Source organism: Escherichia sp. WS1451 (genome assembly GCF_046487365.1).
GTDB classification, from domain to species: Bacteria; Pseudomonadota; Gammaproteobacteria; order Enterobacterales; family Enterobacteriaceae; genus Escherichia; species Escherichia coli.
Genome location: NZ_JBJQJP010000001.1, coordinates 205451 through 228570, shown reverse-complemented (window position 1 = coordinate 228570; position 23120 = coordinate 205451). Strand labels below are relative to the sequence as shown.

At 49.6% G+C, this 23120-nt stretch carries 20 protein-coding genes; 10 read left to right on the top strand and 10 right to left on the bottom strand.

Annotation, left to right across the window (positions count from 1 at the left end):
• Positions 1-31 precede the first annotated feature (31 nt).
• Positions 32-1141 carry a 6-N-hydroxylaminopurine resistance protein YcbX gene (gene ycbX, locus ACJHX7_RS01070; protein ID WP_094029823.1) on the top strand — a complete coding sequence of 370 codons (1110 nt, stop codon included), beginning with the start codon at positions 32-34 and terminating at the stop codon, positions 1139-1141.
• Here ycbX and zapC read toward each other — a convergent pair.
• The 9 genes from zapC to ACJHX7_RS01025 form a co-directional block, all read right to left on the bottom strand.
• Positions 1138-1680 carry a cell division protein ZapC gene (gene zapC, locus ACJHX7_RS01065; protein ID WP_001295353.1) on the bottom strand — a complete coding sequence of 181 codons (543 nt, stop codon included), beginning with the start codon at positions 1678-1680 and terminating at the stop codon, positions 1138-1140. The two genes, ycbX and zapC, sit on opposite strands and share 4 nt — an antisense overlap.
• A gap of 173 nt (positions 1681-1853) precedes the next feature.
• Positions 1854-2864 carry a quinone-dependent dihydroorotate dehydrogenase gene (gene pyrD / locus ACJHX7_RS01060; protein ID WP_001305914.1) on the bottom strand — a complete coding sequence of 337 codons (1011 nt, stop codon included), beginning with the start codon at positions 2862-2864 and terminating at the stop codon, positions 1854-1856.
• A 110-nt stretch (positions 2865-2974) separates the two neighbouring features.
• Entirely contained in the window at positions 2975-3712 is a 738-nt protein-coding gene (locus tag ACJHX7_RS01055) for a fimbrial chaperone (RefSeq protein WP_172837105.1), read from the bottom strand.
• Positions 3678-4193 carry a fimbrial protein gene (locus tag ACJHX7_RS01050; RefSeq protein WP_000917661.1) on the bottom strand — a complete coding sequence of 172 codons (516 nt, stop codon included), beginning with the start codon at positions 4191-4193 and terminating at the stop codon, positions 3678-3680. The genes ACJHX7_RS01055 and ACJHX7_RS01050 overlap by 35 nt, the downstream gene beginning before the upstream one ends.
• A gap of 7 nt (positions 4194-4200) precedes the next feature.
• Entirely contained in the window at positions 4201-4743 is a 543-nt protein-coding gene (locus ACJHX7_RS01045; RefSeq protein ID WP_001330057.1) for a fimbrial protein, read from the bottom strand.
• Positions 4744-4754: 11 nt separating this feature from the next.
• Complete coding sequence (locus ACJHX7_RS01040) at positions 4755-5825, bottom strand: fimbrial protein (protein ID WP_001220303.1); 1071 nt, start codon at positions 5823-5825, stop codon at positions 4755-4757.
• On the bottom strand, positions 5816-8416 hold the full coding sequence (locus ACJHX7_RS01035; RefSeq protein ID WP_094029824.1) for a fimbrial biogenesis usher protein: 2601 nt from the start codon (positions 8414-8416) through the stop codon (positions 5816-5818). Before ACJHX7_RS01035 ends, ACJHX7_RS01040 begins: the two co-directional genes overlap by 10 nt.
• A gap of 24 nt (positions 8417-8440) precedes the next feature.
• Entirely contained in the window at positions 8441-9142 is a 702-nt protein-coding gene (locus tag ACJHX7_RS01030; protein WP_094029825.1) for a molecular chaperone, read from the bottom strand.
• Positions 9143-9222: 80 nt separating this feature from the next.
• Entirely contained in the window at positions 9223-9762 is a 540-nt protein-coding gene (locus ACJHX7_RS01025; protein WP_000750296.1) for a fimbrial protein, read from the bottom strand.
• 355 nt (positions 9763-10117) lie between these two features.
• On the opposite strand from ACJHX7_RS01025, the gene ssuE reads away from it, so the two are divergent.
• The 5 genes from ssuE to ssuB are packed head-to-tail and all read left to right on the top strand — an operon-like array spanning position 10118 to position 14354.
• The gene (gene ssuE, locus ACJHX7_RS01020; RefSeq protein ID WP_077737658.1) at positions 10118-10693 is read left to right on the top strand and encodes an NADPH-dependent FMN reductase; all 576 of its coding nucleotides are present in this window, start codon (positions 10118-10120) and stop codon (positions 10691-10693) included.
• Positions 10686-11645 (top strand): aliphatic sulfonate ABC transporter substrate-binding protein SsuA, encoded by a 960-nt coding sequence (gene ssuA, locus ACJHX7_RS01015; RefSeq protein WP_094029826.1) that lies wholly within the window; start codon positions 10686-10688, stop codon positions 11643-11645. Before ssuE ends, ssuA begins: the two co-directional genes overlap by 8 nt.
• On the top strand, positions 11642-12787 hold the full coding sequence (ssuD, locus tag ACJHX7_RS01010; RefSeq protein WP_000055979.1) for an FMNH2-dependent alkanesulfonate monooxygenase: 1146 nt from the start codon (positions 11642-11644) through the stop codon (positions 12785-12787). The genes ssuA and ssuD overlap by 4 nt, the downstream gene beginning before the upstream one ends.
• An 11-nt stretch (positions 12788-12798) precedes the next feature.
• On the top strand, positions 12799-13590 hold the full coding sequence (gene ssuC / locus ACJHX7_RS01005) for an aliphatic sulfonate ABC transporter permease SsuC (RefSeq protein WP_012602404.1): 792 nt from the start codon (positions 12799-12801) through the stop codon (positions 13588-13590).
• Positions 13587-14354 carry an aliphatic sulfonates ABC transporter ATP-binding protein gene (gene ssuB / locus ACJHX7_RS01000; RefSeq protein WP_001090500.1) on the top strand — a complete coding sequence of 256 codons (768 nt, stop codon included), beginning with the start codon at positions 13587-13589 and terminating at the stop codon, positions 14352-14354. The genes ssuC and ssuB overlap by 4 nt, the downstream gene beginning before the upstream one ends.
• A 42-nt stretch (positions 14355-14396) precedes the next feature.
• Here ssuB and pepN read toward each other — a convergent pair whose 3' ends face one another.
• A complete protein-coding gene (gene pepN / locus ACJHX7_RS00995; protein ID WP_032171045.1) occupies positions 14397-17009 on the bottom strand; it encodes an aminopeptidase N in 2613 nt (870 codons plus the stop codon).
• 265 nt (positions 17010-17274) lie between these two features.
• Here pepN and pncB point away from each other — a divergent pair, with 265 nt between their 5' ends.
• The 4 genes from pncB to aspC all read left to right on the top strand — a co-directional run bounded on the left by pncB (position 17275) and on the right by aspC (position 23096).
• Positions 17275-18477 carry a nicotinate phosphoribosyltransferase gene (pncB, locus tag ACJHX7_RS00990; protein ID WP_001330062.1) on the top strand — a complete coding sequence of 401 codons (1203 nt, stop codon included), beginning with the start codon at positions 17275-17277 and terminating at the stop codon, positions 18475-18477.
• A gap of 168 nt (positions 18478-18645) precedes the next feature.
• Positions 18646-20046 carry an asparagine--tRNA ligase gene (asnS, locus tag ACJHX7_RS00985; protein WP_094029827.1) on the top strand — a complete coding sequence of 467 codons (1401 nt, stop codon included), beginning with the start codon at positions 18646-18648 and terminating at the stop codon, positions 20044-20046.
• Between the two features lie 601 nt (positions 20047-20647).
• Positions 20648-21721, top strand: a complete 1074-nt coding sequence (gene ompF, locus ACJHX7_RS00980; protein WP_000977905.1) for a porin OmpF — start codon at positions 20648-20650, stop codon at positions 21719-21721.
• 184 nt (positions 21722-21905) lie between these two features.
• Positions 21906-23096, top strand: a complete 1191-nt coding sequence (gene aspC / locus ACJHX7_RS00975) for an aspartate transaminase (protein ID WP_000462687.1) — start codon at positions 21906-21908, stop codon at positions 23094-23096.
• The last annotated feature ends 24 nt before the right edge of the window (positions 23097-23120 follow it).

Sequence of the window (23120 nt, the reverse complement as noted above, 5' to 3'; positions counted from 1 at the left end):
TGAGGGCTTATTTTCATTTGAGGACCGCACCGTGGCGACATTAACCCGGCTTTTTATTCATCCTGTTAAATCGATGCGCGGCATTGGTCTTACACATGCTCTGGCAGATGTCAGTGGTCTGGCCTTCGATCGCATCTTTATGATCACGGAACCTGACGGTACGTTTATTACTGCTCGCCAGTTTCCCCAGATGGTACGGTTTATTCCTTCACCTGTGCATGATGGCTTGCATCTCACCGCACCAGATGGCAGTAGCGCATATGTTCGTTTTGCTGATTTCGCCACACAAGACGCACCAACCGAAGTTTGGGGCACACATTTTACCGCGCGAATTGCGCCAGACGCGATCAACAAATGGCTAAGTGGATTTTTCTCCCGCGAAGTGCAATTACGCTGGGTGGGGCCACAAATGACCCGGCGCGTGAAACGCCACAACACTGTACCCCTGTCATTTGCTGATGGCTATCCTTACCTTCTTGCTAACGAGGCCTCGTTACGTGATCTCCAACAACGTTGTCCGGCCAGTGTAAAAATGGAGCAATTCCGCCCCAATCTGGTGGTTTCCGGTGCATCGACCTGGGAAGAAGATAGCTGGAAAGTGATTCGCATTGGTGATGTCGTGTTTGATGTGGTTAAGCCTTGTAGCCGCTGTATTTTCACCACCGTCAGCCCAGAAAAAGGGCAAAAACATCCGGCAGGCGAACCATTAAAAACGCTGCAATCTTTCCGTACTGCCCAGGATAACGGCGATGTCGATTTTGGTCAGAATTTAATTGCCCGTAATAGCGGCGTGATTCGCGTTGGCGATGAGGTGGAAATTCTGGCAACGGCTCCAGCTAAAATTTACGGCGCAGGTGCCGCCGATGATACTGCCAACATCACGCAACAACCGGACGCAAACGTAGATATTGACTGGCAGGGACAGGCATTTCGTGGAAATAACCAACAGGTGCTGCTGGAGCAATTAGAAAATCAGGGAATTCGTATCCCTTATTCTTGCCGCGCGGGCATTTGTGGAAGTTGCCGTGTTCAGCTTTTAGAAGGCGAAGTCACGCCGCTGAAAAAATCAGCAATGGGTGATGATGGCACTATTCTTTGCTGTAGTTGTGTACCGAAGACTGCACTTAAGCTGACGCGTTAAACTGCCTGTTCGAGGCTGAAGCTGTCAACATTAACCTGCGGTTTCAGCCTGTCGTTCATGATTTTGATGGCGTCGCCCAACTGCATCGCGCGACCCGCAATAACAACGCAGGGTTGTGCCAGCAGGCATAGTGCGGCATTTTCGCCAGATTCAACGACCAGCAAATTGACTTGCTCGTGAGTGTCGCTCAACCAAACGCAGGCCGCATCGCCCGGCATGGGCACCCACATTTCACCATGGGAAACAAAATGCCAGCTTTTCGGCATTTGCGGTTTGAGATAACGAATTGCTACCAGCGCATTAAGCACCAGTTCGGCTTTTTGTTCTTTAGATAAATTAAAATCGCGGCATTTTTCTTCAAATGAGAAATAGAGCGCGGCGTCGTCAACGCAAAAGCCTGCGGGAGAAAAGGCATCTGGAGTCAACATTTTGCGCGCAAAACGTGAGCGAAATAGCATACCATTGGCTAAATCGAGCATCATTCGATCGTGCTCTTCATCGTAATACCAACGCCAGTTATCGTCTGGTTTAATTCGCATTTGCCTCTCCCCTACCCTATAAAACCGCAGCAACACAATCCATTGTCGCTTCGCTTAATAACCTCAACAATAAAAGTACAAAATGTCTAAATAAGCAACAGTGATGAATATAAAACAACCAGGGCTTAAAATAAAGCCCTGATTATCTTATAAAGAGGAATTCGAAGAAATAATTAGATATGGGTAACGATTTCTTTAATCAGCGGCGGACCTTTAAAAATAAAACCAGAATAAATTTGCACCAGTGAGGCCCCCGCAGCAATCTTTTCACGCGCAGCGATAACCGAGTCAATGCCGCCAACACCGATGATCGGTAAGCGACCGTTTAATTCCTGTGACAAGCGGCGAATAATTTCTGTGCTTTTTAACTGAAGCGGACGACCACTTAAGCCACCGGTTTGATCACAATTTTTCATTCCCTGAACCAGAGAACGATCGAGCGTGGTATTGGTTGCAATAACGCCATCAATATTATGGCGAACTAAACTATCGGCAACCTGGATCAATTCTTCTTCAGAAAGATCCGGCGCGATCTTCACTGCGATCGGCACATATTTATGGTGCATCGCTTGCAAATCATTTTGCTTATTTTTAATCGCGGTTAAGAGATCATCCAGCGCTTCACCATATTGCAGTGTGCGTAATCCTGGGGTATTTGGCGATGAAATATTGATGGCGATATATCCCGCATAGGCATAGATTTTTTCCATACAAATCAGATAGTCATCTTTACCCTGCTCCACCGGCGTATCTTTATTTTTGCCGATGTTAATACCCAGAACGCCGTCATAATGGGCTTTTTTTACGTTCTCTACGAGGTTATCAACGCCAAGATTATTAAAGCCCATACGGTTGATCAAACCTTCGGCATCTACCAGACGAAAGAGACGCGGCTTGTCATTACCTGGCTGGGGACGTGGCGTGACGGTACCGATCTCGATCGATCCAAATCCCATCGCGCCTAACGCGTCAATGCACTCCCCGTCTTTATCAAGACCGGCTGCCAGACCAAGCGGATTTTTAAACGTCAGGCCCATGCAGTTAACAGGTTTCGCAGGCACTTTCTGCCGCACCAGTGCTTCAAACGGCGTTCCGGTAATACGGCGTAATTGCTGAAAAGTAAACTCATGAGCGCGCTCTGGATCGAGCTGGAAAAGGGCTTTACGAACGAAGGGGTAGTACATGAACTCTCCTGGATTCCCGGTGTGCAAACCGGGGGCGTATTATGTGCGAGTTCGGACCAAAAGGGAATTGACCTGCGGCAAAAAAAACGCAAACGTTTTCCGAACCTGTTTCAGTGCAGATTTTGCTCCTTCTTTGCACTCAACCCACCGTAATCATTTATCGCCCGCCAGGCGACATGACACGGTGCTATTGCCTGACACCAGCTTGTCTGACGCTGGCTTTTAGGCGGCACAACTCCCGCATTACTTAACGCTTTACCATTTACGTTCACCTGAATCAGGTTAATGTAGTAAGACGTTGGGTTAGTGAGTTGTACACCCTGCGAATTCCGTGTCCAGCGTAATTGTTGATAAGCTTCCAGCGGGTCGCCCGGCAAACCTTCGGGTCGCCAGAACAGTTTAAATACCGAGCGCATCGCCACTTTTACGCTCTGATTTTCAACTTTGCCGGATGGCACGCTGGCAATGCTTAACTCAAATAGCGTTTCGCGATCCACGGGCAAGATGTCGCTTTCCGTTCTCAGCAAGCGCAATGTGCCTGTAGTACCGGGCTTCAGGAGAATAAGTGGCGGAGCGGCCAGTAATGGTGCTGGTACTGTCGACGCTTCACCCCCAGCCCAACGCGTTGGGCGATTGATTTTACTGTTAATAAGCCAGGATTCCTGACTGGTATTAGTCAGTGAAATAGATATCGAATCTCTGTCTGCCGGAAAGATAAATCGCGTTCCGCCGACCACCACTCCTGCCTGCAATTCACTCGCCACCAGCAGCGATAAAACGGCGAAAATCAAGAGCGCCAATCTGTTCCACGTATTAGTCATAATGAAGTACAAATGTCGCGCTGGCATTCACTTTACCCGACTGCACATCACTATTAACAGGTCGCAATTGCGCATAAAAAGTTAATGGCACCTTACCGCTATGTAGGCTGTAGTCTTTACTCGCCTGGTTAAGCGGAATCAATATCTTCGCATCATCCAGAATTGCAATTGCCAGCCCACTGGCTGCATCCGTACCACTTTCAATGGACAGCATTTCGCTCTGTACTCCGTCGGGGGTTCCTGAAAAGGTGACGTCAACCGTGCTGACATCTGTTCCGCAATCCTGCAAATTAATGATGAACGATTTCTCCGGGCCATAATTCCCATGAGAAAAACGTGTCAGCGAAACGTCGCCTAACTGCACATTGATTTGCTTGCTATCCTGTGCCAGCACGCATGTATTACGGCGAAACGATCCGCTAATGTTGACCGTGCCATCATGGGCAAATAGCTCACAGCCCCCCGTTAATCCCAGTAAGAACAGAATCCAGATTATCTGTTTCAACATCACTCCTTCACTGGTAAACCAGATCAAAATAGAGAACCGCCGTCGCATTACCGCCCGTTGCTCCCGCCTTTGTGGACTTATAACGAAGTTGATATTTGAGTGTGTTATCCCCGGCTTTTAAGGGCGTAAGAGGTAGGACCTGATTGAGCGGGATTTCTTGCTGACTTTGCGCATCAAGAATTTGCACAGCAATCCCCGTTGCCATACCACCGCTTCCGCCTGTGTCAGTTAATTTGAGCAGTGTCGGCACAAGGGTGTCAGCCTCGCCGCTAAAAAGGACGTCCGCGCCAGTAATACCAGCGGCACAACCGGTGATATCGATATTCAAATCAGCAGCAGTGCTTACGGTATTCGCGGTCTGAAAATCACTGATATTAAAATCACCAATATGAATATTTTGTAATGCACTTTTGGTGGCAACATCACAGCCCTGATCGACCACATTACCATAAATATGCATACTGACTTGTTCAGGTCCAGCTATCCCGACATGCATATAAAGCAAAGTGAATGATAAGATAACGACTTGAAATATTGTGTTCTTTTTCATACGTTCACATATCAGTCAAAGTTTATTCTCACCGTTGCTGTGGCTTCAAAGCTCCCGGTTTCCGGTGGTACACCTGTCGTGCTGACCGGATAAACATTCATTCGAGCGAAGCTGTCCGCGTCGTCAGGGATGGATAGCGGCAGTGTGCCACCGGCAGGCGAAATAATGTTGTTTTGGCTGTCGGTGACCACAACACCGACACCTGGTCGTGATGTCTTGATTGCCTGAGGATAATCGGGATCACTGGTTGCCGTCAGACTCAAATTAACATTAACCAGCTCTGCGTTTCCGGTATTACACCTGACTGGAATTGAGAGTTCTGCCGTTCTGGATCCAAGCGGTTTATGCCCTACAACACGGAAATTGGCAGCAAATACATCCCCCAAATCAACCTCTATTGTCTCTCCAGAATTGACAGAACATGAGCCAAGTGAATTAATCGTACCAGACAGGTAATACACTAAAACCGGTGTACCTGTCGTCGTGCAGGAATCACTTGCGGGTATGTTGTAACACTCATATAGTCGCGCCAGTGCCATAGGAGGAATGACGACCGAACCGACAAACGGCTGCAATATTTTCAGTGAAAAACTTCCGCTATTGCCGCTTGCCCCCTTGCCGCCCAAACGTTGACCACCGGGATCGCAAATATGCCATCGGGTATCACTTCCTGTACCGAGATTTTCAAAAGGTACGGCCGAAGGTGTGTTACCTTTCACTCCTAATAGCACCTTTGCGGCAAGATAATCGTTAATTTTGTACCAGTTGTCGCCCAAATAAACTAACGGAGAATCCGCAGCGAATGCCCATAGACCACTTCTGACATTGTCTTTATCGCAATCGCAGGAAACATAATAATCATTCGATTCACTCCACTGATAAAATTCATCTTTGACTTTTCCAGCCGTATTCTCTTCCTCCTCCAGGGTTTTAACGCCAAAATTGACGCCAATATACGGATTCCCCTGAGTGGTATGACACTGCCCGGTATAAGCGGCGGCATGAAATCCCCACAGCATTAAAACAGCAGTCAAAAGAAGCCGGAGTCTTAACACACTACTATCCCCTGAAATTATTCGCATACTGAATCCATCCGCGTAATCGCAGCGTTAATTTGTTGTTCGGTAAGCTCGTAACTGATATGACAAATTTGATCGGGAGCGTCGCCCCAGCGTACAGTTATCGTTCCCTTCGCCGGCAAACCAGACATATAGAGCGAACCATCATCATCAATGATACCGCTAATTGTTTGTGCGCCATCCAGCGTTGCCATTGCACCAAATCTCAGCGGTATACCCTGCTTTGATGTTTTCATTAATACCCTTGCACCCGCATGGGCATTGAACTCCGCCAGAACCAACGCCCCTTTGGTGGGAACCACGTTTACTACTGCATTTTCAAGATCCACATTACGTTTTAACGACGCCGCATCAAGTGCGATTCGATTTTCCCGATAAGAAGTGGCATAAGGGACAACGGTATATCCGCGCCAGTCAGTTTTCAGCCCAGTGCTATTCGCCACACGAGTATTCTCTGCGCCTGGCGCGGCAATCAGAACGTTAGTTTCTCCCAGCGATTGCCCCAGGGTAATGCCTTGTGAATGGGTAACTAAACTGCCTGAAAGAGCGTAGTTCAGTTGTTGTTGACTGCCATTATCGCTGTAGTTGTAGCCCACTCGAGCATCTGCAAACGCCCCTTTGTAGTCCATACTGGCGCTACCATTAGCCGTTTTCCCCTCGCTGTTATACCCCTGTTGTATGCTGTAGCTCAGGTTGCCGTCATCCAGCAATGTCTCGGTTAACCCGAGGTTCTGTGTGGAATGCCCTTCATTATCGATACTGGTATTAGAGGTCATCCAGGCGTAATTTTTTTTCCTGGTATAGCTATCATTACTTTTGGGGAGCAACAGATTGAGCGGCAGGGAAAAATTAAGTGCAAACACCTGGTCAGCGTCAGGTTGACCACGGGACTTACTGTAGTTCCAGGAAACCCCCAGCGAGAGATCTTTAATTTGCGTGTTGTAGCCAAACTGTAATAGCCGATCCTGTTGATCGGTATGCCAGTAAGTTTGCTGGCTACCGCTTAAATAAAACGAACCGTACTCGCCTAATTGCTGGGAGATGTTGACCTGCAGTTTGCCACGTTTGGTGTAAAACAAATTGTAATAACGCGACCACATTGGCGTATCTTCATCATCACCGTCATTAAATTCGTAGCCATCCATGTGTTTATACATAGTGTCGGAAAGGGTGTAGAAACCCGACGTCGAATAGCGGTAGCCCATCAATTGAAAGTTGGTGCCCAATTGGTTGAGCGTTTTGGCATACAGAAAACGATATGACTGCCCTTTATGTTCACTTTGGTCTGCCAGCGTACTTTTAGCCTGGGTCGCGTCGAACGAAATTGCTCCGAAATCGCCGAGGTTAAAACCCAGACCAAACATAGCGGCACGGTAATATTCAGCATATTGCCCTCCGCCATACCAGGTCGTTCCCCACGGCCCACCCCATTGCAGCGTGGCCTGAGCAAATTTACTTTCTTGCTGGTCATTACTATTGGTTCTGTATTTCGCCAGCGTCACCGCATATTTGATGCGTCCCTGACGCTGGAGTAATGGCACGCTGGAAAAGGGCACACTGTAACTATTGACACTACCGTCAGCTTCTTTGATTTCAACCAACAAATCACCACTCGACGACGTAGAGTAGAGATCACTAATCTCAAAAGCGCCAGGCGAAACATAAGTTTGATAGATGGTGTAACCATTTTGCTTAATCGTTACCTGTGCATTGCTTTTGGCGATACCACGCACCACTGGCGCAAACCCTTTCAAGCTGTCTGGCAGCATGTTGTCATCTGACGCCAGCTGCACGCCACGAAAGCTGACGCTATCAAAAAAATCGCCTGCCGTATAATCATCACCGACGGTCAGTTCGCCTTTTAATGGAATCACCGCCCGCTGCAAATAGCTGCTGAGATTCTTCCATTCTGCGGTTTGGCCACTACTGCGACTCCATGTTGAATTGTTGCGCAATCTCCATGGGCCTAAATTAACGCCACTGTTTAAATTCAGAAAATAGCTGTCGCCAGAATCACTACCTGCGCTGCTATGAATACTGTTAGCCCCGCTAAATGAATATCCCAGTAATAGCGCGTTGATCCCTTCATCCCAACGTTCAGGGGGGACATAACCACGAGCGTTACTTTTGATGGCGATTTGCGGTACTGAAATTTCCAGACGGAGTTTATTCACATTAAAAGTTACGCTGGCATCCGGAATAATTTCCGCCAATGGCGCACACGCTTGTTTATCCAGTTGTTTAAAAGCCGGAAACGCATCAGTATTCACGCCCATTGCATCCAGGCTTTCAGTCGTCAAACAGGCGGCAATCCCCTTCTCTGGCGTTATCTCAACAAAATTGACGTTGCGCGTATCTACAATTGTCTGATTCAGAACAATATCGACTCGATAAACCCCTGGCGTTATTTTTTGCCCTTTTTCGAAACGAGACAAATCAGCCACCATTGAGGGATCATCTTTGAAAAAGGCTGGATCGAACCAGGTTTCAGCTTGTGCATTGAACACTGCCGACACAAACACCACCAGCCCACCAATAAACGATGGCACTCCACCAGAGCTTAACAGGCTGTGTTGTCGTTGAGTTCTATACATCTCGCTCTCTTAAATGAAGACGAATTACGATTTACAGTTGAGTTGCGGCGTTTCCGCCCCGTAGTCATTGATAGTTCGGTACGTTACGCTGCTGTTTTTGGCACCCTTTGGCAGAGAGAATTGGTATTTATCAAAGGGGGAAATCATTTGATTTTTAACTACTTTTCCACCTATTTTCAGGTCTGTCAGGGTAATGAAATAAGGTGTTGGGTTACTGACCGTAACCATGTCAGCTGACGAAGTGCAACGTAGTTTCGCCGGAGCCTCGGCTAAGGGATACGCTAAACCTTTTGGTCGCCAGAAAAGTTTGATGACGCTTTGTGTGGCAATCTTCAGGGTATTGCCTTCTTCCCGCTTCGTTGTTGAAGGGACTGCCCGTACGCTGGTGAAGAAAAGAGTTTCTCTGTCTTTCGCCAACGGCGCGCCAATGTACATAATGCGTAGCAGGTTCTCGTTTGCCGGATTCAGCACAAATAGCGGTGGTGTAATAATAAAGTCCGCTGACTTTTTATTATCTGGTGTCATCACCCATGACTGAATCAGATAAGGAACATCCGGACTGGTGTTACGTACACCCAGTGAAATTTGCTCTTCACCTTCCGAATAAACAAGACGTGTTGCTGCAAGTCCGACCCCACCTTTACCTGCCGCCCATGTGAACGAACAGCTGAGTAATATTGCCGTTAAACTTACGGTCACAATTCCCTTTGTTATGCAAGTTTTCATAAATAGTCACTCTTAAAAAAATGAATATCCCCTCCAGGACACTGGAAGGGTATTAATTAATAAAAAATTAATGGCTGATATTAATAATAATTAATATGGAAATTTGTTACCGCATTGACATTACCTGACGTCGCTTTACCCGTAGCGATATAATCAACTTTAAAAGTCAACGTCTGATCTCCATCTTGCAACAAAATGTTCCCGGTTTCTGTGTCTGGCGTGATGGCCGTTGTACCATCATTCATATACATTTGCAGGGCCACGTTTGTAGCAGCATCAGATGAGGCCTGGTTAGCAAACGCTGTAATCTGAGTAGTATCCGCAGTGCCATTAAAGGTGAACGTTGCATTTTTTGTTACGGTAGTATCACAATCTTTTAATTCAATTGGCACATCAGTTTGCACGCCAGAAACCTGACCATTGGTTTGCAACTTCGTGGCACTAACATCTGGCAAAGTCACCACGGAATCTTTCGTCGCAGCTACCAGAGTACAAGCTGGAGCAATAACTTTACCATTAAATGTTACTGAGCCATCCGTGATAGCATTATCATCAGCAGCCATAACGCTGGACGTTGCACATACCACAGTTATAAACGCCGTCAATACACTTTTTTTCATCGTTATCATCCTGATCTCTTCGTAAATATGATAATGCCTTTAAATGACATTAGACTTAATAATAACAATAATTGCCCGCCATTTAAATCAAGAATACTAAATCCAATAAGTGACAAATTTTTAATTTATAGATTTCATGAATACTTAAATATTAACTGAACGAGTAATTCATTGATTCAACATCTAATGACTATCCAATAAATAAATATGCGTGATATATAAAGCCCTTTCTTTAGCTTATTTTCAGAAAAAGATACACAAAATTTATATTTGGCATTCTCTTGTCTCTCCGACAGACTGACCGAATTGTTATCAATGTTAACAAAACAAGAACAATTGGTTATAAGGAGAGAGTATGCGTGTCATCACCCTGGCAGGAAGTCCTCGCTTTCCTTCTCGCTCCAGCTCCTTGCTGGAATATGCGCGGGAAAAACTGAATGGCCTGGATGTGGAAGTTTATCACTGGAATCTGCAAAACTTCGCCCCGGAAGATTTGCTCTATGCCCGTTTCGATAGTCCGGCACTCAAGACCTTCACTGAACAGCTGCAACAGGCCGATGGGCTGATAGTCGCTACACCTGTGTACAAAGCCGCCTATTCCGGCGCACTGAAAACGCTCCTCGACCTGCTGCCAGAACGCGCGCTGCAAGGCAAAGTCGTGTTGCCGCTGGCGACGGGCGGCACAGTGGCTCATCTACTGGCGGTCGATTATGCCCTAAAGCCAGTTTTAAGTGCGTTGAAAGCCCAGGAGATCCTGCACGGCGTGTTTGCCGATGACTCGCAGGTGATTGATTACCAGCACAAGCCGCTATTCACGCCAAATCTGCAAACCCGTCTTGATACCGCGCTAGAAACTTTCTGGCAGGCATTGCACCGTCGGGATGTTCAGGTTCCTGACCTTCTGTCTCTGCGAGGTAATGCCCATGCGTAAGCTCATTAAACTGGCGCTGGCGGGCTTACTTAGCGTCTCTACACTTGCGGTTGCTGCAGAGTCTTCGCCAGAGGCGTTACGAATTGGCTATCAGAAAGGCAGTATTGGTATGGTGCTGGCAAAAAGCCACCAATTACTGGAAAAACGCTATCCGCAAACAAAAATCTCCTGGGTGGAGTTCCCGGCTGGCCCACAGATGCTGGAGGCGTTAAACGTTGGCAGTATTGATCTCGGCAGTACCGGGGATATTCCGCCAATCTTTGCCCAGGCTGCCGGGGCTGATTTGGTGTACGTGGGCGTCGAGCCGCCGAAGCCCAAAGCCGAAGTGATTCTGGTGGCAGATAACAGCCCAATCAAAACCGTAGCCGATCTTAAAGGTTATAAAGTTGCCTTTCAGAAAGGTTCCAGCTCGCACAATCTTTTACTACGCGCACTACGCCAGGCCGGGCTTAAATTCACGGATATCCAGCCCACTTACCTGACGCCTGCCGATGCCCGCGCCGCGTTCCAGCAAGGTAACGTCGACGCATGGGCTATCTGGGATCCCTACTACTCCGCTGCATTATTACAGGGCGGCGTGCGGGTGCTGAAAGACGGCACCGATCTCAATCAAACAGGTTCGTTTTATCTGGCAGCCCGTCCCTACGCAGAAAAAAACGGCGCTTTTATTCAGGGTGTGCTGACAACCTTTAGTGAGGCCGATGCGTTAACCCGCAGCCAGCGCGAACAAAGCATCGCTTTACTGGCAAAAACGATGGGCTTACCGGCACCGGTTATTGCCTCGTATCTGGATCATCGTCCTCCCACCACCATCAAACCGTTGAGCGCTGAAGTTGCCGCCTTACAGCAGCAAACGGCAGATCTGTTTTATGAAAACCGTCTGGTGCCGAAAAAAGTCGATATTCGCCAGCGCATCTGGCAACCCACTCAACTGGAAGGAAAACAATTATGAGTCTGAATATGTTCTGGTTTTTACCGACCCACGGTGACGGGCATTATCTGGGAACGGAAGAAGGTTCACGCCCGGTTGATCACGGTTATCTGCAACAAATTGCGCAAGCGGCGGATCGTCTGGGCTATACCGGTGTGCTGATCCCGACGGGGCGATCGTGTGAAGATGCGTGGCTGGTGGCGGCGTCGATGATCCCGGTGACACAACGGCTGAAGTTTCTTGTCGCCCTGCGCCCCAGTGTTACATCGCCTACCGTTGCCGCCCGCCAGGCCGCCACGCTTGACCGTCTCTCTAACGGACGTGCGTTGTTTAACCTGGTCACAGGCAGCGATCCCCAAGAACTGGCAGGCGACGGCGTGTTCCTTGATCATAGCGAGCGTTACGAAGCCTCGGCAGAATTTACCCAGGTCTGGCGGCGGTTGTTGCTTGGCGAGACAGTGGATTTCAACGGCAAACATATTCATGTACGCGGAGCCAAACTGCTCTTCCCGCCGATTCAACAGCCTTATCCTCCGCTTTACTTTGGCGGATCGTCAGATGTCGCCCAGGAGCTGGCGGCAGAACAAGTTGATCTCTACCTCACCTGGGGCGAACCACCGGAACTGGTAAAAGAGAAAATCGAACAAGTGCGGGCGAAAGCTGCCGCGCATGGACGCAAAATTCGTTTCGGTATTCGTCTGCATGTGATTGTTCGTGAAACCAACGACGAAGCGTGGCAGGCCGCCGAGCGGTTAATCTCGCATCTTGATGATGAAACTATCGCCAAAGCACAGGCCGCATTCGCCCGCACGGATTCCGTAGGACAACAGCGAATGGCGGCGCTACATAACGGCAAGCGCGACAATCTGGAGATCAGCCCCAATTTATGGGCGGGTGTTGGCTTAGTGCGCGGCGGTGCCGGGACGGCGCTGGTGGGCGATGGTCCTACGGTCGCCGCGCGAATCAACGAATACGCTGCACTTGGCATCGACAGTTTTGTGCTTTCGGGCTACCCGCATCTGGAAGAAGCGTATCGGGTCGGCGAGTTACTGTTCCCACATCTGGATGTCGCCATCCCGGAAATTCCCCAGCCACAACCGCTGAATCCGCAAGGCGAAGCGGTGGCGAATGATTTTATCCCCCGTAAAGTCGCGCAAAGCTAAGGAACACGATGATGGCAACGCCAGTGAAGAAGTGGTTATTGCGCGTTGCCCCCTGGTTTTTACCGGTGGGCATCGTGGCGGTGTGGCAACTGGCCTCCTCGGTTGGCTGGCTATCGACGCGTATTTTGCCCTCACCGGAAGGAGTGGTGATGGCGTTCTGGACGCTCTCTGCCAGCGGCGAACTGTGGCAGCATCTGGCGATCAGCTCCTGGCGGGCGTTGATTGGCTTTTCAATTGGCGGATCGCTGGGCTTGATTCTGGGACTGATTAGCGGGCTGTCGCACTGGGGAGAACGGCTGCTGGATACCTCCATTCAGATGTTGCGCAACGTGCCGCATCTGGCGCTGATCCCGCTGGTGATTTTGTGGTTTGGCATTGATGAATCCGCAAAAATCTTTCTGGTGGCGCTCGGTACGCTATTCCCCATTTATATCAACACCTGGCATGGCATCCGTAATATCGACCGTGGGCTGGTGGAGATGGCACGTAGCTATGGATTATCCGGCATACCGCTGTTTATCCATGTGATCCTGCCTGGTGCCCTGCCCTCAATTATGGTCGGTGTGCGTTTTGCTTTGGGCCTGATGTGGCTGACGCTGATCGTTGCCGAAACTATTTCTGCCAATTCCGGCATTGGTTATCTGGCGATGAATGCGCGGGAGTTTCTGCAAACGGACGTGGTGGTAGTCGCTATTATTCTTTACGCCCTGCTCGGCAAACTTGCTGACGTCAGCGCGCAGCTGTTAGAGCGTCTCTGGTTGCGCTGGAACCCGACTTATCATTTGAAGGAGGCCACGGTATGAATACTGCTCGTCTGAACCAGGGCACACCATTGTTGCTCAATGCAGTAAGCAAACATTACGCGGAAAATATCGTCCTGAACCAACTGGATTTACATATTCCGGCAGGTCAGTTTGTGGCGGTGGTGGGCCGCAGCGGTGGTGGCAAAAGTACCCTGCTGCGCCTGCTGGCAGGTCTGGAAACGCCAACCGCTGGCGATGTGTTAGCGGGCACCACACCGCTGGCTGAAATTCAGGAAGACACGCGAATGATGTTTCAGGATGCGCGTCTGCTGCCGTGGAAATCGGTGATTGATAACGTTGGGTTAGGCCTTAAAGGCCAGTGGCGCGATGCGGCGCGTCAGGCTCTGGCTGCGGTAGGACTGGAGAATCGCGCGGGGGAATGGCCTGCCGCACTTTCTGGCGGGCAGAAACAACGTGTGGCGCTGGCAAGGGCGCTGATTCATCGACCGGGTTTATTGTTACTTGATGAACCACTCGGTGCGCTGGACGCTTTAACGCGACTCGAGATGCAGGATTTGATTGTGTCGCTTTGGCAGAAGCACGGTTTTACCGTTTTGCTGGTGACGCATGATGTGAGCGAAGCGGTAGCAATGGCTGACCGGGTGTTGTTAATTGAAGAGGGAAAAATTGGTCTGGATTTAACAGTGGATATCCCCCGTCCGCGTCGGTTAGGGTCGGTACGATTAGCAGAGCTGGAAGCGGAAGTATTGCAGCGGGTGATGAAGCGTGGTGAATCTGAAACTCGCCTGAGAAAACAGGGGTAAATTCTCCAAATGGCGGCGCTATTGCCGCCATTCGGTTATTTATTAAGCCAGTGCTTTGGTTATCTTCTCGTACAGATCGCCAGAGAGATTTTCCAGCCCTTTCAACTGCTCCAGCGCCGCGCGCATTTTCTCCTGACGTTTGGCATCGTAACGTTTCAGGCGAATCAGCGGCTCAATCAGGCGCGATGCCACCTGCGGGTTACGGCTGTTGAGGTCGGTAAGCATTTCCACAAGGAACTGATAACCGCTGCCATCTTCGGCATGGAACGCTGCCGGGTTGCTGCCCGCAAACGCGCCAATCAACGAACGAATGCGGTTCGGGTTGCTCATGGTAAATGAGCGATGCTGCAACAGACCGCGCACCGTCTCCAGCACATTCGCCGCCGGGCTGGTGGCTTGCAGGATAAACCATTTATCCATCACCAGACCGTCCTGATGCCACTTGTCGTCGTACTCCTGCATCAGCGCGTCACGGCATGGCAGTTGTGCAGCAACCGCCGCAGAAAGCGCCGCCAGCGCATCAGTCATATTGTTTGCTTCGTGGAACTGCTTGCTCACCAGCACGTCAGCCAGATGCGTTTCACCAAAAGCGAGGAAGCGCAGGCAGGCATTACGCAGAGTGCGTTTTGCAATATCTTCATGCTCAACACGGTACTCGCTCTGGTAATTCGCGTTGTAAATAGCCAGCAGCTCATCCGCCAGTTCAGTCGCCAGAGTACGAGTGAGTGCTTCGCGTACTTCGGCAATAGCAATCGGGTCGATGATATCGAACAGTTCAGCCATTTCATTGACAGAAGGCAGCGTCAGGATTTCTGCCGCCAGCGCCGGATCAATCTTCTCATCGAGCAGCACCGCGCGGAAAGCGTCAGCCACATGCACCGGCAGAGACAGCGGCTGCCCTTGCTGATGACGGGCGACGTTTAGCTTGATGTAGGTTGCCAGCAGGCTTTGCGCCGCATCCCAACGGGAGAAATCATTACGCGCATGACGCATCAGGAAGGTCAGTTGCTGATCGCTCCACTTATATTCCAGTTTTACTGGCGCAGAGAATTCGCACAGCAGCGCAGGCACTGGCTGAAAGTAGACATTATCAAAGACAAAGGTCTGTTCCGCCTGGGTGACGTTCAGCACCGAATTCACCGGATGACCGCCTTTTTGCAACGGGATCACTTTGCCTTCGTTGTCATACAGTTCGATGGCAAACGGAATATGCAGCGGCTGTTTTTCTGCCTGATCCGGCGTAGCAGGCGTACGCTGGCTGATGGTCAGGGTGTACTGCTCGGTTTCCGGATTATAGTCGTCTTTGACGGTCACAACCGGCGTACCGGACTGGCTGTACCAACGGCGGAAATGAGAGAGATCGACATTCGACGCATCTTCCATCGCCTGAACAAAGTCGTCGCAGGTTGCCGCGCTGCCATCATGGCGCTCGAAATAGAGCTGCATCCCTTTCTGGAAGTTTTCTTCGCCCAGCAGGGTGTGGATCATGCGAATCACTTCCGCGCCCTTCTCGTAAACGGTCAGGGTGTAGAAGTTGTTCATCTCAATGACCATATCCGGGCGGATCGGGTGCGCCATCGGGCTGGCGTCTTCCGCAAACTGCAATCCGCGCATGGTGCGCACGTTGTTGATACGGTTTACCGCGCGAGAACCAAGGTCAGAGCTGAACTCCTGATCGCGGAAGACGGTTAAACCTTCTTTCAGGCTGAGCTGGAACCAGTCGCGGCAGGTCACTCGGTTACCGGTCCAGTTATGGAAATATTCATGGCCGATAACGCGTTCAATATCGAGGTAATCTTTGTCGGTGGCGGTATCGGTGCGGGCCAGCACATATTTGGAGTTAAAGATATTCAGACCCTTATTCTCCATTGCGCCCATATTGAAGAAATCCACCGCGACGATCATATAGATGTCGAGGTCATACTCCAGGCCGAAGCGCTCTTCATCCCATTTCATGGAGTTTTTCAGCGAGGTCATCGCCCACGGCGCACGATCAAGGTTGCCGCGATCGACGTACAGCTCCAGCGCAACTTCGCGACCAGAACGCGTGGTGAAGGTGTCGCGCAGCACGTCGAAGTCGCCTGCCACCAGCGCAAACAGGTAGCACGGTTTAGGGAACGGGTCCTGCCACTGTACCCAATGACGTCCGTTTTCCAGTTCGCCTTGCGCAACGCGGTTACCGTTGGAAAGCAGGAAGGGATATTGGGTTTTATCGGCAATAATTTTGGTGGTAAAACGCGCCAGCACGTCCGGGCGGTCGAGATAATACGTAATATGGCGGAAACCTTCGGCTTCACACTGGGTGCAAAGCGCATCGCCTGACTGATAAAGCCCTTCCAGCGCGGTATTCGTCGCCGGGCTAATTTCATTAACGATCTTAAGCGTAAAACGCTCCGGCAAATTACTGATGACCAGTGCGCCCTCTTCTTCTTTCCAGGCGGTCCACGGCTCATCATTAATATGAACAGAAACCAGTTTAAGATCTTCGCCATCAAGACGAAGCGGAGCATCTGATGCACCATGACGGACAGCCTGGCTGACCGCGGTAACGACCGTCTTTTGCGCGTCCAGGTCAAAGGTCAAGTCAATATCAGTAATCTGGTAATCCGGCGCACGATAATCGTGACGGTATTTGGCTTGTGGCTGTTGAGTCATAAATAACCTTTAGCATCTTTTATAGAGTCTGGTGTTCAGTCTATTCCTGTTGCGTAAATCGCGCTATGCAGAATCTTCATCTTTTCAGGTACAAACGCCTTTATTGCTACATTTTTATAACATACACCGCGTAATGCCATCGACCAGAAAGGTGGCATATGGTGTGATCGGGGTTCAATAAATTGCGAAACAAGGTATACTCCAGCAGTTCCTGAAGATGTTTATTGTACTAAACGCTCCTGTACGAGGACGCTACTGCGCACCTATGACACAATTCGCTTCTCCTGTTCTGCACTCGTTGCTGGATACAGATGCTTATAAGTTGCATATGCAGCAAGCCGTGTTTCATCACTATTACGATGTGCATGTCGCGGCGGAGTTTCGTTGCCGAGGTGACGATCTGCTGGGTATTTATGCCGATGCTATTCGTGAACAGGTTCAGGCGATGCAGCACCTGCGCCTGCAGGATGATGAATATCAGTGGCTCTCTGCCCTGCCTTTCTTTCAGGCCGACTATCTTAACTGGTTACGCGAGTTCCGCTTTAACCCGGAACAAGTCACCGTATCCAACGATAATGGCAAGCTGGATATTCGTTTAAGCGGCCCGTGGCGTGAAGTCATTCTCTGGGAAGTTCCTTTGCTGGCGGTTATCAGTGAAATGGTACATCGCTATCGCTCACCGCAGACCGACGTTGCGCAAGCCCTCGACACGCTGGAAAGCAAATTAGTCGACTTCTCGGCATTAACCGCCGGTCTTGATATGTCGCGCTTCCATCTGATGGATTTTGGCACCCGCCGCCGTTTTTCTCGCGAAGTACAAGAAACCATCGTTAAGCGTCTGCAACAGGAATCCTGGTTCGTGGGCACCAGCAACTATGATCTGGCGCGCCGGCTTTCCCTCACGCCGATGGGAACACAGGCACACGAATGGTTCCAGGCGCATCAGCAAATCAGCCCGGATCTAGCCAACAGCCAGCGAGCTGCACTTGCTGCCTGGCTGGAAGAATATCCCGACCAACTTGGCATTGCATTAACCGACTGCATCACTATGGATGCTTTCCTGCGTGATTTCGGTGTCGAGTTCGCCAGTCGCTATCAGGGCCTGCGTCATGACTCTGGCGACCCGGTTGAATGGGGTGAAAAAGCCATTGCACATTATGAGAAGCTGGGAATTGATCCACAGAGTAAAACGCTGGTTTTCTCTGACAATCTGGATTTACGCAAAGCGGTTGAGCTATACCGCCATTTCTCTTCCCGCGTGCAATTAAGTTTTGGTATTGGGACTCGCCTGACCTGCGATATCCCCCAGGTAAAACCCCTGAATATTGTCATTAAGTTGGTTGAGTGTAACGGTAAACCGGTGGCGAAACTTTCTGACAGCCCTGGCAAAACTATCTGCCATGATAAAGCGTTTGTTCGGGCACTGCGCAAAGCATTCGACCTTCCGCATATTAAAAAAGCCAGTTAATATCATCAGGGAGCTAATCGGCTCCCTTTTTTTACCTTTAATTCCGAAATCTTTCGCTGCATTTGCGAATTCTGCTTGTCTGATTGCAGATGCCAGGTAACATAGGTATCCCCCCATTTACGGGTGGACAAGTGTTTATTTTTTCCGACTATTAACAGAGAGAATATTATGAGCGTTGTGCCTGTAGCCGACGTACTCCAGGGCCGCGTAGCCGTTGACAGCGAAGTCACCGTGCGCGGATGGGTACGTACCCGCCGAGATTCAAAAGCTGGCATCTCCTTCCTCGCCGTTTATGACGGTTCCTGCTTTGATCCTGTACAGGCTGTCATCAATAATTCTCTGCCCAATTACAATGAAGACGTCCTGCGTCTGACCACCGGCTGCTCGGTCATTGTGACGGGTAAAGTCGTGGCGTCGCCGGGCCAGGGGCAACAATTTGAAATTCAGGCCAGCAAAGTTGAAGTTGCTGGTTGGGTTGAAGATCCAGACACTTACCCGATGGCGGCAAAACGCCACAGCATTGAGTATCTGCGTGAAGTCGCTCACCTGCGTCCGCGCACAAACCTGATTGGTGCCGTCGCGCGCGTTCGCCATACGCTGGCGCAGGCGCTGCATCGCTTCTTTAACGAGCAGGGATTCTTCTGGGTTTCAACGCCACTGATTACTGCGTCTGATACCGAAGGGGCTGGCGAAATGTTCCGCGTTTCTACGCTGGATCTGGAAAACCTGCCGCTTAACGATCAGGGCAAAGTGGATTTCGACAAAGACTTCTTTGGTAAAGAGTCTTTCCTGACCGTATCTGGCCAGTTGAACGGCGAAACCTACGCTTGCGCATTATCCAAAATTTATACCTTCGGCCCGACTTTCCGTGCTGAAAACTCCAACACCAGCCGTCACCTGGCGGAATTCTGGATGCTGGAGCCGGAAGTGGCGTTTGCTAACCTGAACGATATCGCGGGTCTGGCTGAAGCCATGCTGAAATATGTCTTCAAAGCGGTTCTCGAAGAACGCGCTGACGACATGAAATTCTTCGCTGAACGCGTAGATAAAGATGCCGTTTCACGTCTGGAACGCTTCATTGAAGCCGATTTTGCGCAGGTGGATTACACCGACGCAGTGACCATTCTCGAAAACTGCGGCAGGAAGTTTGAAAACCCGGTTTACTGGGGCGTTGATCTCTCTTCTGAGCATGAGCGTTATCTGGCGGAAGAACACTTTAAAGCACCGGTAGTGGTTAAAAACTATCCGAAAGATATTAAAGCGTTCTATATGCGCCTTAACGAAGACGGTAAAACCGTTGCGGCTATGGACGTTCTGGCTCCGGGCATCGGTGAGATCATTGGTGGCTCCCAGCGTGAAGAACGTCTGGACGTGCTGGACGAGCGTATGCTGGAAATGGGCCTGAATAAAGAAGATTACTGGTGGTATCGCGATCTGCGTCGCTACGGTACTGTTCCGCATTCAGGTTTCGGTCTTGGTTTTGAACGCCTGATTGCTTACGTAACTGGTGTGCAAAACGTGCGTGATGTGATTCCGTTCCCACGTACTCCGCGTAACGCCAGCTTCTAATTTAGCGTCTTCAAGAGCCAGCGCCCGCTGGCTCTTTTTTTATCCTTTCTGTCAAGTTATCTGTTTGTTAAGTCAAGCAATCTATTTGCAACCCCGCCATAACGATCATCCTGTTACGGAATATTACACTGCAACATTTGCGCACAAAAAATAATCCGCATTCTTATTGCGGATTAGTTTTTTCTTAGCTGATAGCACAATTTTCATACTATTTTTTGGCGTTCTGGATGTCTGAACGAGGATTTAGTGCCAGGTCGATAAAGTTTCCATCAGAAACAAAATTTCCTTTTAGTTAATTTAAATATAAGGAAATCATATAAATAGATAAAAATTGCTGTAAATATCATCACGCTTCTATGGAAATATGACGGTGTTCACAAAGTTCCTTAAATTTTACTTTTAGTTACATATTTTTTCTTTTTGAAACCAAATCTTTATCTTTGTAGCACTTTCACGGTAGCGAAACGTTAGTTTGAATGGAAAGATGCCTGCAGACACATAAAGACACCAAACTCTCATCAATAGTTCCGTAAATTTTTATTGACAGAACTTATTGACGGCAGTGGCAGGTGTCATAAAAAAACCATGAGGGTAATAAATAATGATGAAGCGCAATATTCTGGCAGTGATCGTCCCTGCTCTGTTAGTAGCAGGTACTGCAAACGCTGCAGAAATCTATAACAAAGATGGCAACAAAGTAGATCTGTACGGTAAAGCTGTCGGTCTGCATTATTTTTCTAAAGACAATGGTGTAAACAGTTACGGCGGAAACGGCGACAAAACTTATGCCCGTCTTGGTTTTAAAGGGGAAACACAAATCAATTCCGATCTGACCGGCTACGGTCAGTGGGAATATAACTTCCAGGGTAACAACTCTGAAGGCGCTGATGCCCAGAAAGGTAACAAAACTCGTCTGGCATTCGCAGGTCTGAAATTCGCTGATGCGGGTTCTATCGACTACGGTCGTAACTACGGTGTGGTTTACGACGCACTGGGTTACACCGATATGCTGCCTGAGTTCGGCGGTGACACGGCATACAGCGATGACTTCTTCGTTGGTCGTGTAGGCGGCGTTGCTACCTATCGTAACTCCAACTTCTTCGGTCTGGTTGACGGCCTGAACTTTGCCGTTCAGTACCTGGGCAAAAACGAACGTGCTGGTATTCCTGAGCGTTCCAACGGCGACGGCGTCGGTGGCTCTATCAGCTACGAATTCGAAGGCTTTGGTATCGTAGGTGCTTACGGTGCAGCAGACCGTACCGACGCCCAGGAAGCCGAATTCCGCGGTCAGGGTAAAAAAGCTGAACAGTGGGCAACTGGTCTGAAGTATGACGCGAACAACATCTACCTGGCAGCGAACTACGGTGAAACCCGTAACGCTACGCCAATTGAAGGCGGCTTCGCCAACAAAACGCAAGACGTTCTGTTAGTTGCGCAATACCAGTTCGATTTCGGTCTGCGTCCGTCCATCGCTTACACCAAATCTAAAGCGAAAGACGTAGAAGGTATCGGTGATGTTGATCTGGTGAACTACTTTGAAGTGGGCGCAACCTACTACTTCAACAAAAACATGTCCACCTATGTTGACTACATCATCAACCAGATCGATTCTGACAACAAACTGGGCGTAGGTTCTGACGACACCGTTGCTGTGGGTATCGTTTACCAGTTCTAATAGCACACCTCTTTGTTAAATGCCGAAAAAACAGGACTTTGGTCCTGTTTTTTTTATGCCTTCCAGAGCAATCTCACGTCTTGCAAAAACAGCCTGCGTTTTCATCAGTAATAGTTGGAATTTTGTAAATCTCCCGTTACCCTGATAGCGGACTTCCCTTCTGTAACCATAATGGAACCTCGTCATGTTTGAGAACATTACCGCCGCTCCTGCCGACCCGATTCTGGGCCTGGCCGATCTGTTTCGTGCCGATGAACGTCCCGGCAAAATTAACCTCGGGATTGGTGTCTATAAAGATGAGACGGGCAAAACCCCGGTACTGACCAGCGTGAAAAAGGCTGAACAGTATTTGCTCGAAAATGAAACCACCAAAAATTACCTCGGCATTGACGGCATCCCTGAATTTGGTCGCTGCACTCAGGAACTGCTGTTTGGTAAAGGTAGCGCCCTGATCAATGACAAACGTGCTCGCACGGCACAGACTCCGGGTGGCACTGGCGCACTACGCGTGGCTGCCGATTTCCTGGCAAAAAATACCAGCGTTAAGCGTGTGTGGGTGAGCAACCCAAGCTGGCCGAACCATAAGAGCGTCTTTAACTCTGCAGGTCTGGAAGTTCGTGAATACGCTTATTATGATGCGGAAAATCACACCCTTGACTTCGATGCACTGATTAACAGCCTGAACGAAGCTCAGGCTGGCGACGTAGTGCTGTTCCATGGCTGCTGCCATAACCCAACCGGTATCGACCCTACGCTGGAACAATGGCAGACACTGGCACAACTTTCCGTTGAGAAAGGCTGGTTACCGCTGTTTGACTTCGCTTACCAGGGGTTTGCCCGTGGTCTGGAAGAAGATGCTGAAGGACTGCGCGCTTTCGCGGCTATGCATAAAGAGCTGATTGTTGCCAGTTCCTACTCTAAAAACTTTGGCCTGTACAACGAGCGTGTTGGCGCTTGTACTCTGGTTGCTGCTGACAGTGAGACCGTTGATCGCGCATTCAGCCAAATGAAAGCGGCGATTCGCGCTAACTACTCTAACCCACCAGCACACGGCGCTTCTGTTGTTGCCACCATCCTGAGCAACGATGCGTTACGTGCGATTTGGGAACAAGAGCTGACTGATATGCGCCAGCGTATTCAGCGTATGCGTCAGTTGTTCGTCAATACGCTGCAGGAAAAAGGCGCAAATCGCGACTTCAGCTTTATCATCAAACAGAACGGCATGTTCTCCTTCAGTGGCCTGACAAAAGAACAAGTGCTGCGTCTGCGCGAAGAGTTTGGCGTGTATGCAGTGGCTTCTGGTCGTGTGAACGTGGCCGGGATGACGCCAGATAACATGGCTCCGCTGTGCGAAGCGATTGTGGCCGTGCTGTAAAGGCTAGTTAAACGAAGCCCGCTG

Excerpts from the sequence above, each read along its gene's own strand:
- zapC (WP_001295353.1), bottom strand. The coding sequence starts at position 1,680 with ATGCGAATTAAACCAGACGATAACTGGCGTTGGTATTACGATGAAGAG.
- pyrD (WP_001305914.1), bottom strand. The coding sequence starts at position 2,864 with ATGTACTACCCCTTCGTTCGTAAAGCCCTTTTCCAGCTCGATCCAGAG.
- ACJHX7_RS01055 (WP_172837105.1), bottom strand. The coding sequence starts at position 3,712 with ATGCCAGCGCGACATTTGTACTTCATTATGACTAATACGTGGAACAGA.
- ACJHX7_RS01050 (WP_000917661.1), bottom strand. The coding sequence starts at position 4,193 with ATGTTGAAACAGATAATCTGGATTCTGTTCTTACTGGGATTAACGGGG.
- ACJHX7_RS01045 (WP_001330057.1), bottom strand. The coding sequence starts at position 4,743 with ATGAAAAAGAACACAATATTTCAAGTCGTTATCTTATCATTCACTTTG.
- ACJHX7_RS01040 (WP_001220303.1), bottom strand. The coding sequence starts at position 5,825 with ATGCGAATAATTTCAGGGGATAGTAGTGTGTTAAGACTCCGGCTTCTT.
- ACJHX7_RS01035 (WP_094029824.1), bottom strand. The coding sequence starts at position 8,416 with ATGTATAGAACTCAACGACAACACAGCCTGTTAAGCTCTGGTGGAGTG.
- ACJHX7_RS01030 (WP_094029825.1), bottom strand. The coding sequence starts at position 9,142 with ATGAAAACTTGCATAACAAAGGGAATTGTGACCGTAAGTTTAACGGCA.
- ACJHX7_RS01025 (WP_000750296.1), bottom strand. The coding sequence starts at position 9,762 with ATGAAAAAAAGTGTATTGACGGCGTTTATAACTGTGGTATGTGCAACG.
- ssuE (WP_077737658.1), top strand. The coding sequence starts at position 10,118 with ATGCGTGTCATCACCCTGGCAGGAAGTCCTCGCTTTCCTTCTCGCTCC.
- ssuA (WP_094029826.1), top strand. The coding sequence starts at position 10,686 with ATGCGTAAGCTCATTAAACTGGCGCTGGCGGGCTTACTTAGCGTCTCT.
- ssuD (WP_000055979.1), top strand. The coding sequence starts at position 11,642 with ATGAGTCTGAATATGTTCTGGTTTTTACCGACCCACGGTGACGGGCAT.
- ssuC (WP_012602404.1), top strand. The coding sequence starts at position 12,799 with ATGGCAACGCCAGTGAAGAAGTGGTTATTGCGCGTTGCCCCCTGGTTT.
- ssuB (WP_001090500.1), top strand. The coding sequence starts at position 13,587 with ATGAATACTGCTCGTCTGAACCAGGGCACACCATTGTTGCTCAATGCA.
- pepN (WP_032171045.1), bottom strand. The coding sequence starts at position 17,009 with ATGACTCAACAGCCACAAGCCAAATACCGTCACGATTATCGTGCGCCG.
- pncB (WP_001330062.1), top strand. The coding sequence starts at position 17,275 with ATGACACAATTCGCTTCTCCTGTTCTGCACTCGTTGCTGGATACAGAT.
- asnS (WP_094029827.1), top strand. The coding sequence starts at position 18,646 with ATGAGCGTTGTGCCTGTAGCCGACGTACTCCAGGGCCGCGTAGCCGTT.
- ompF (WP_000977905.1), top strand. The coding sequence starts at position 20,648 with ATGATGAAGCGCAATATTCTGGCAGTGATCGTCCCTGCTCTGTTAGTA.
- aspC (WP_000462687.1), top strand. The coding sequence starts at position 21,906 with ATGTTTGAGAACATTACCGCCGCTCCTGCCGACCCGATTCTGGGCCTG.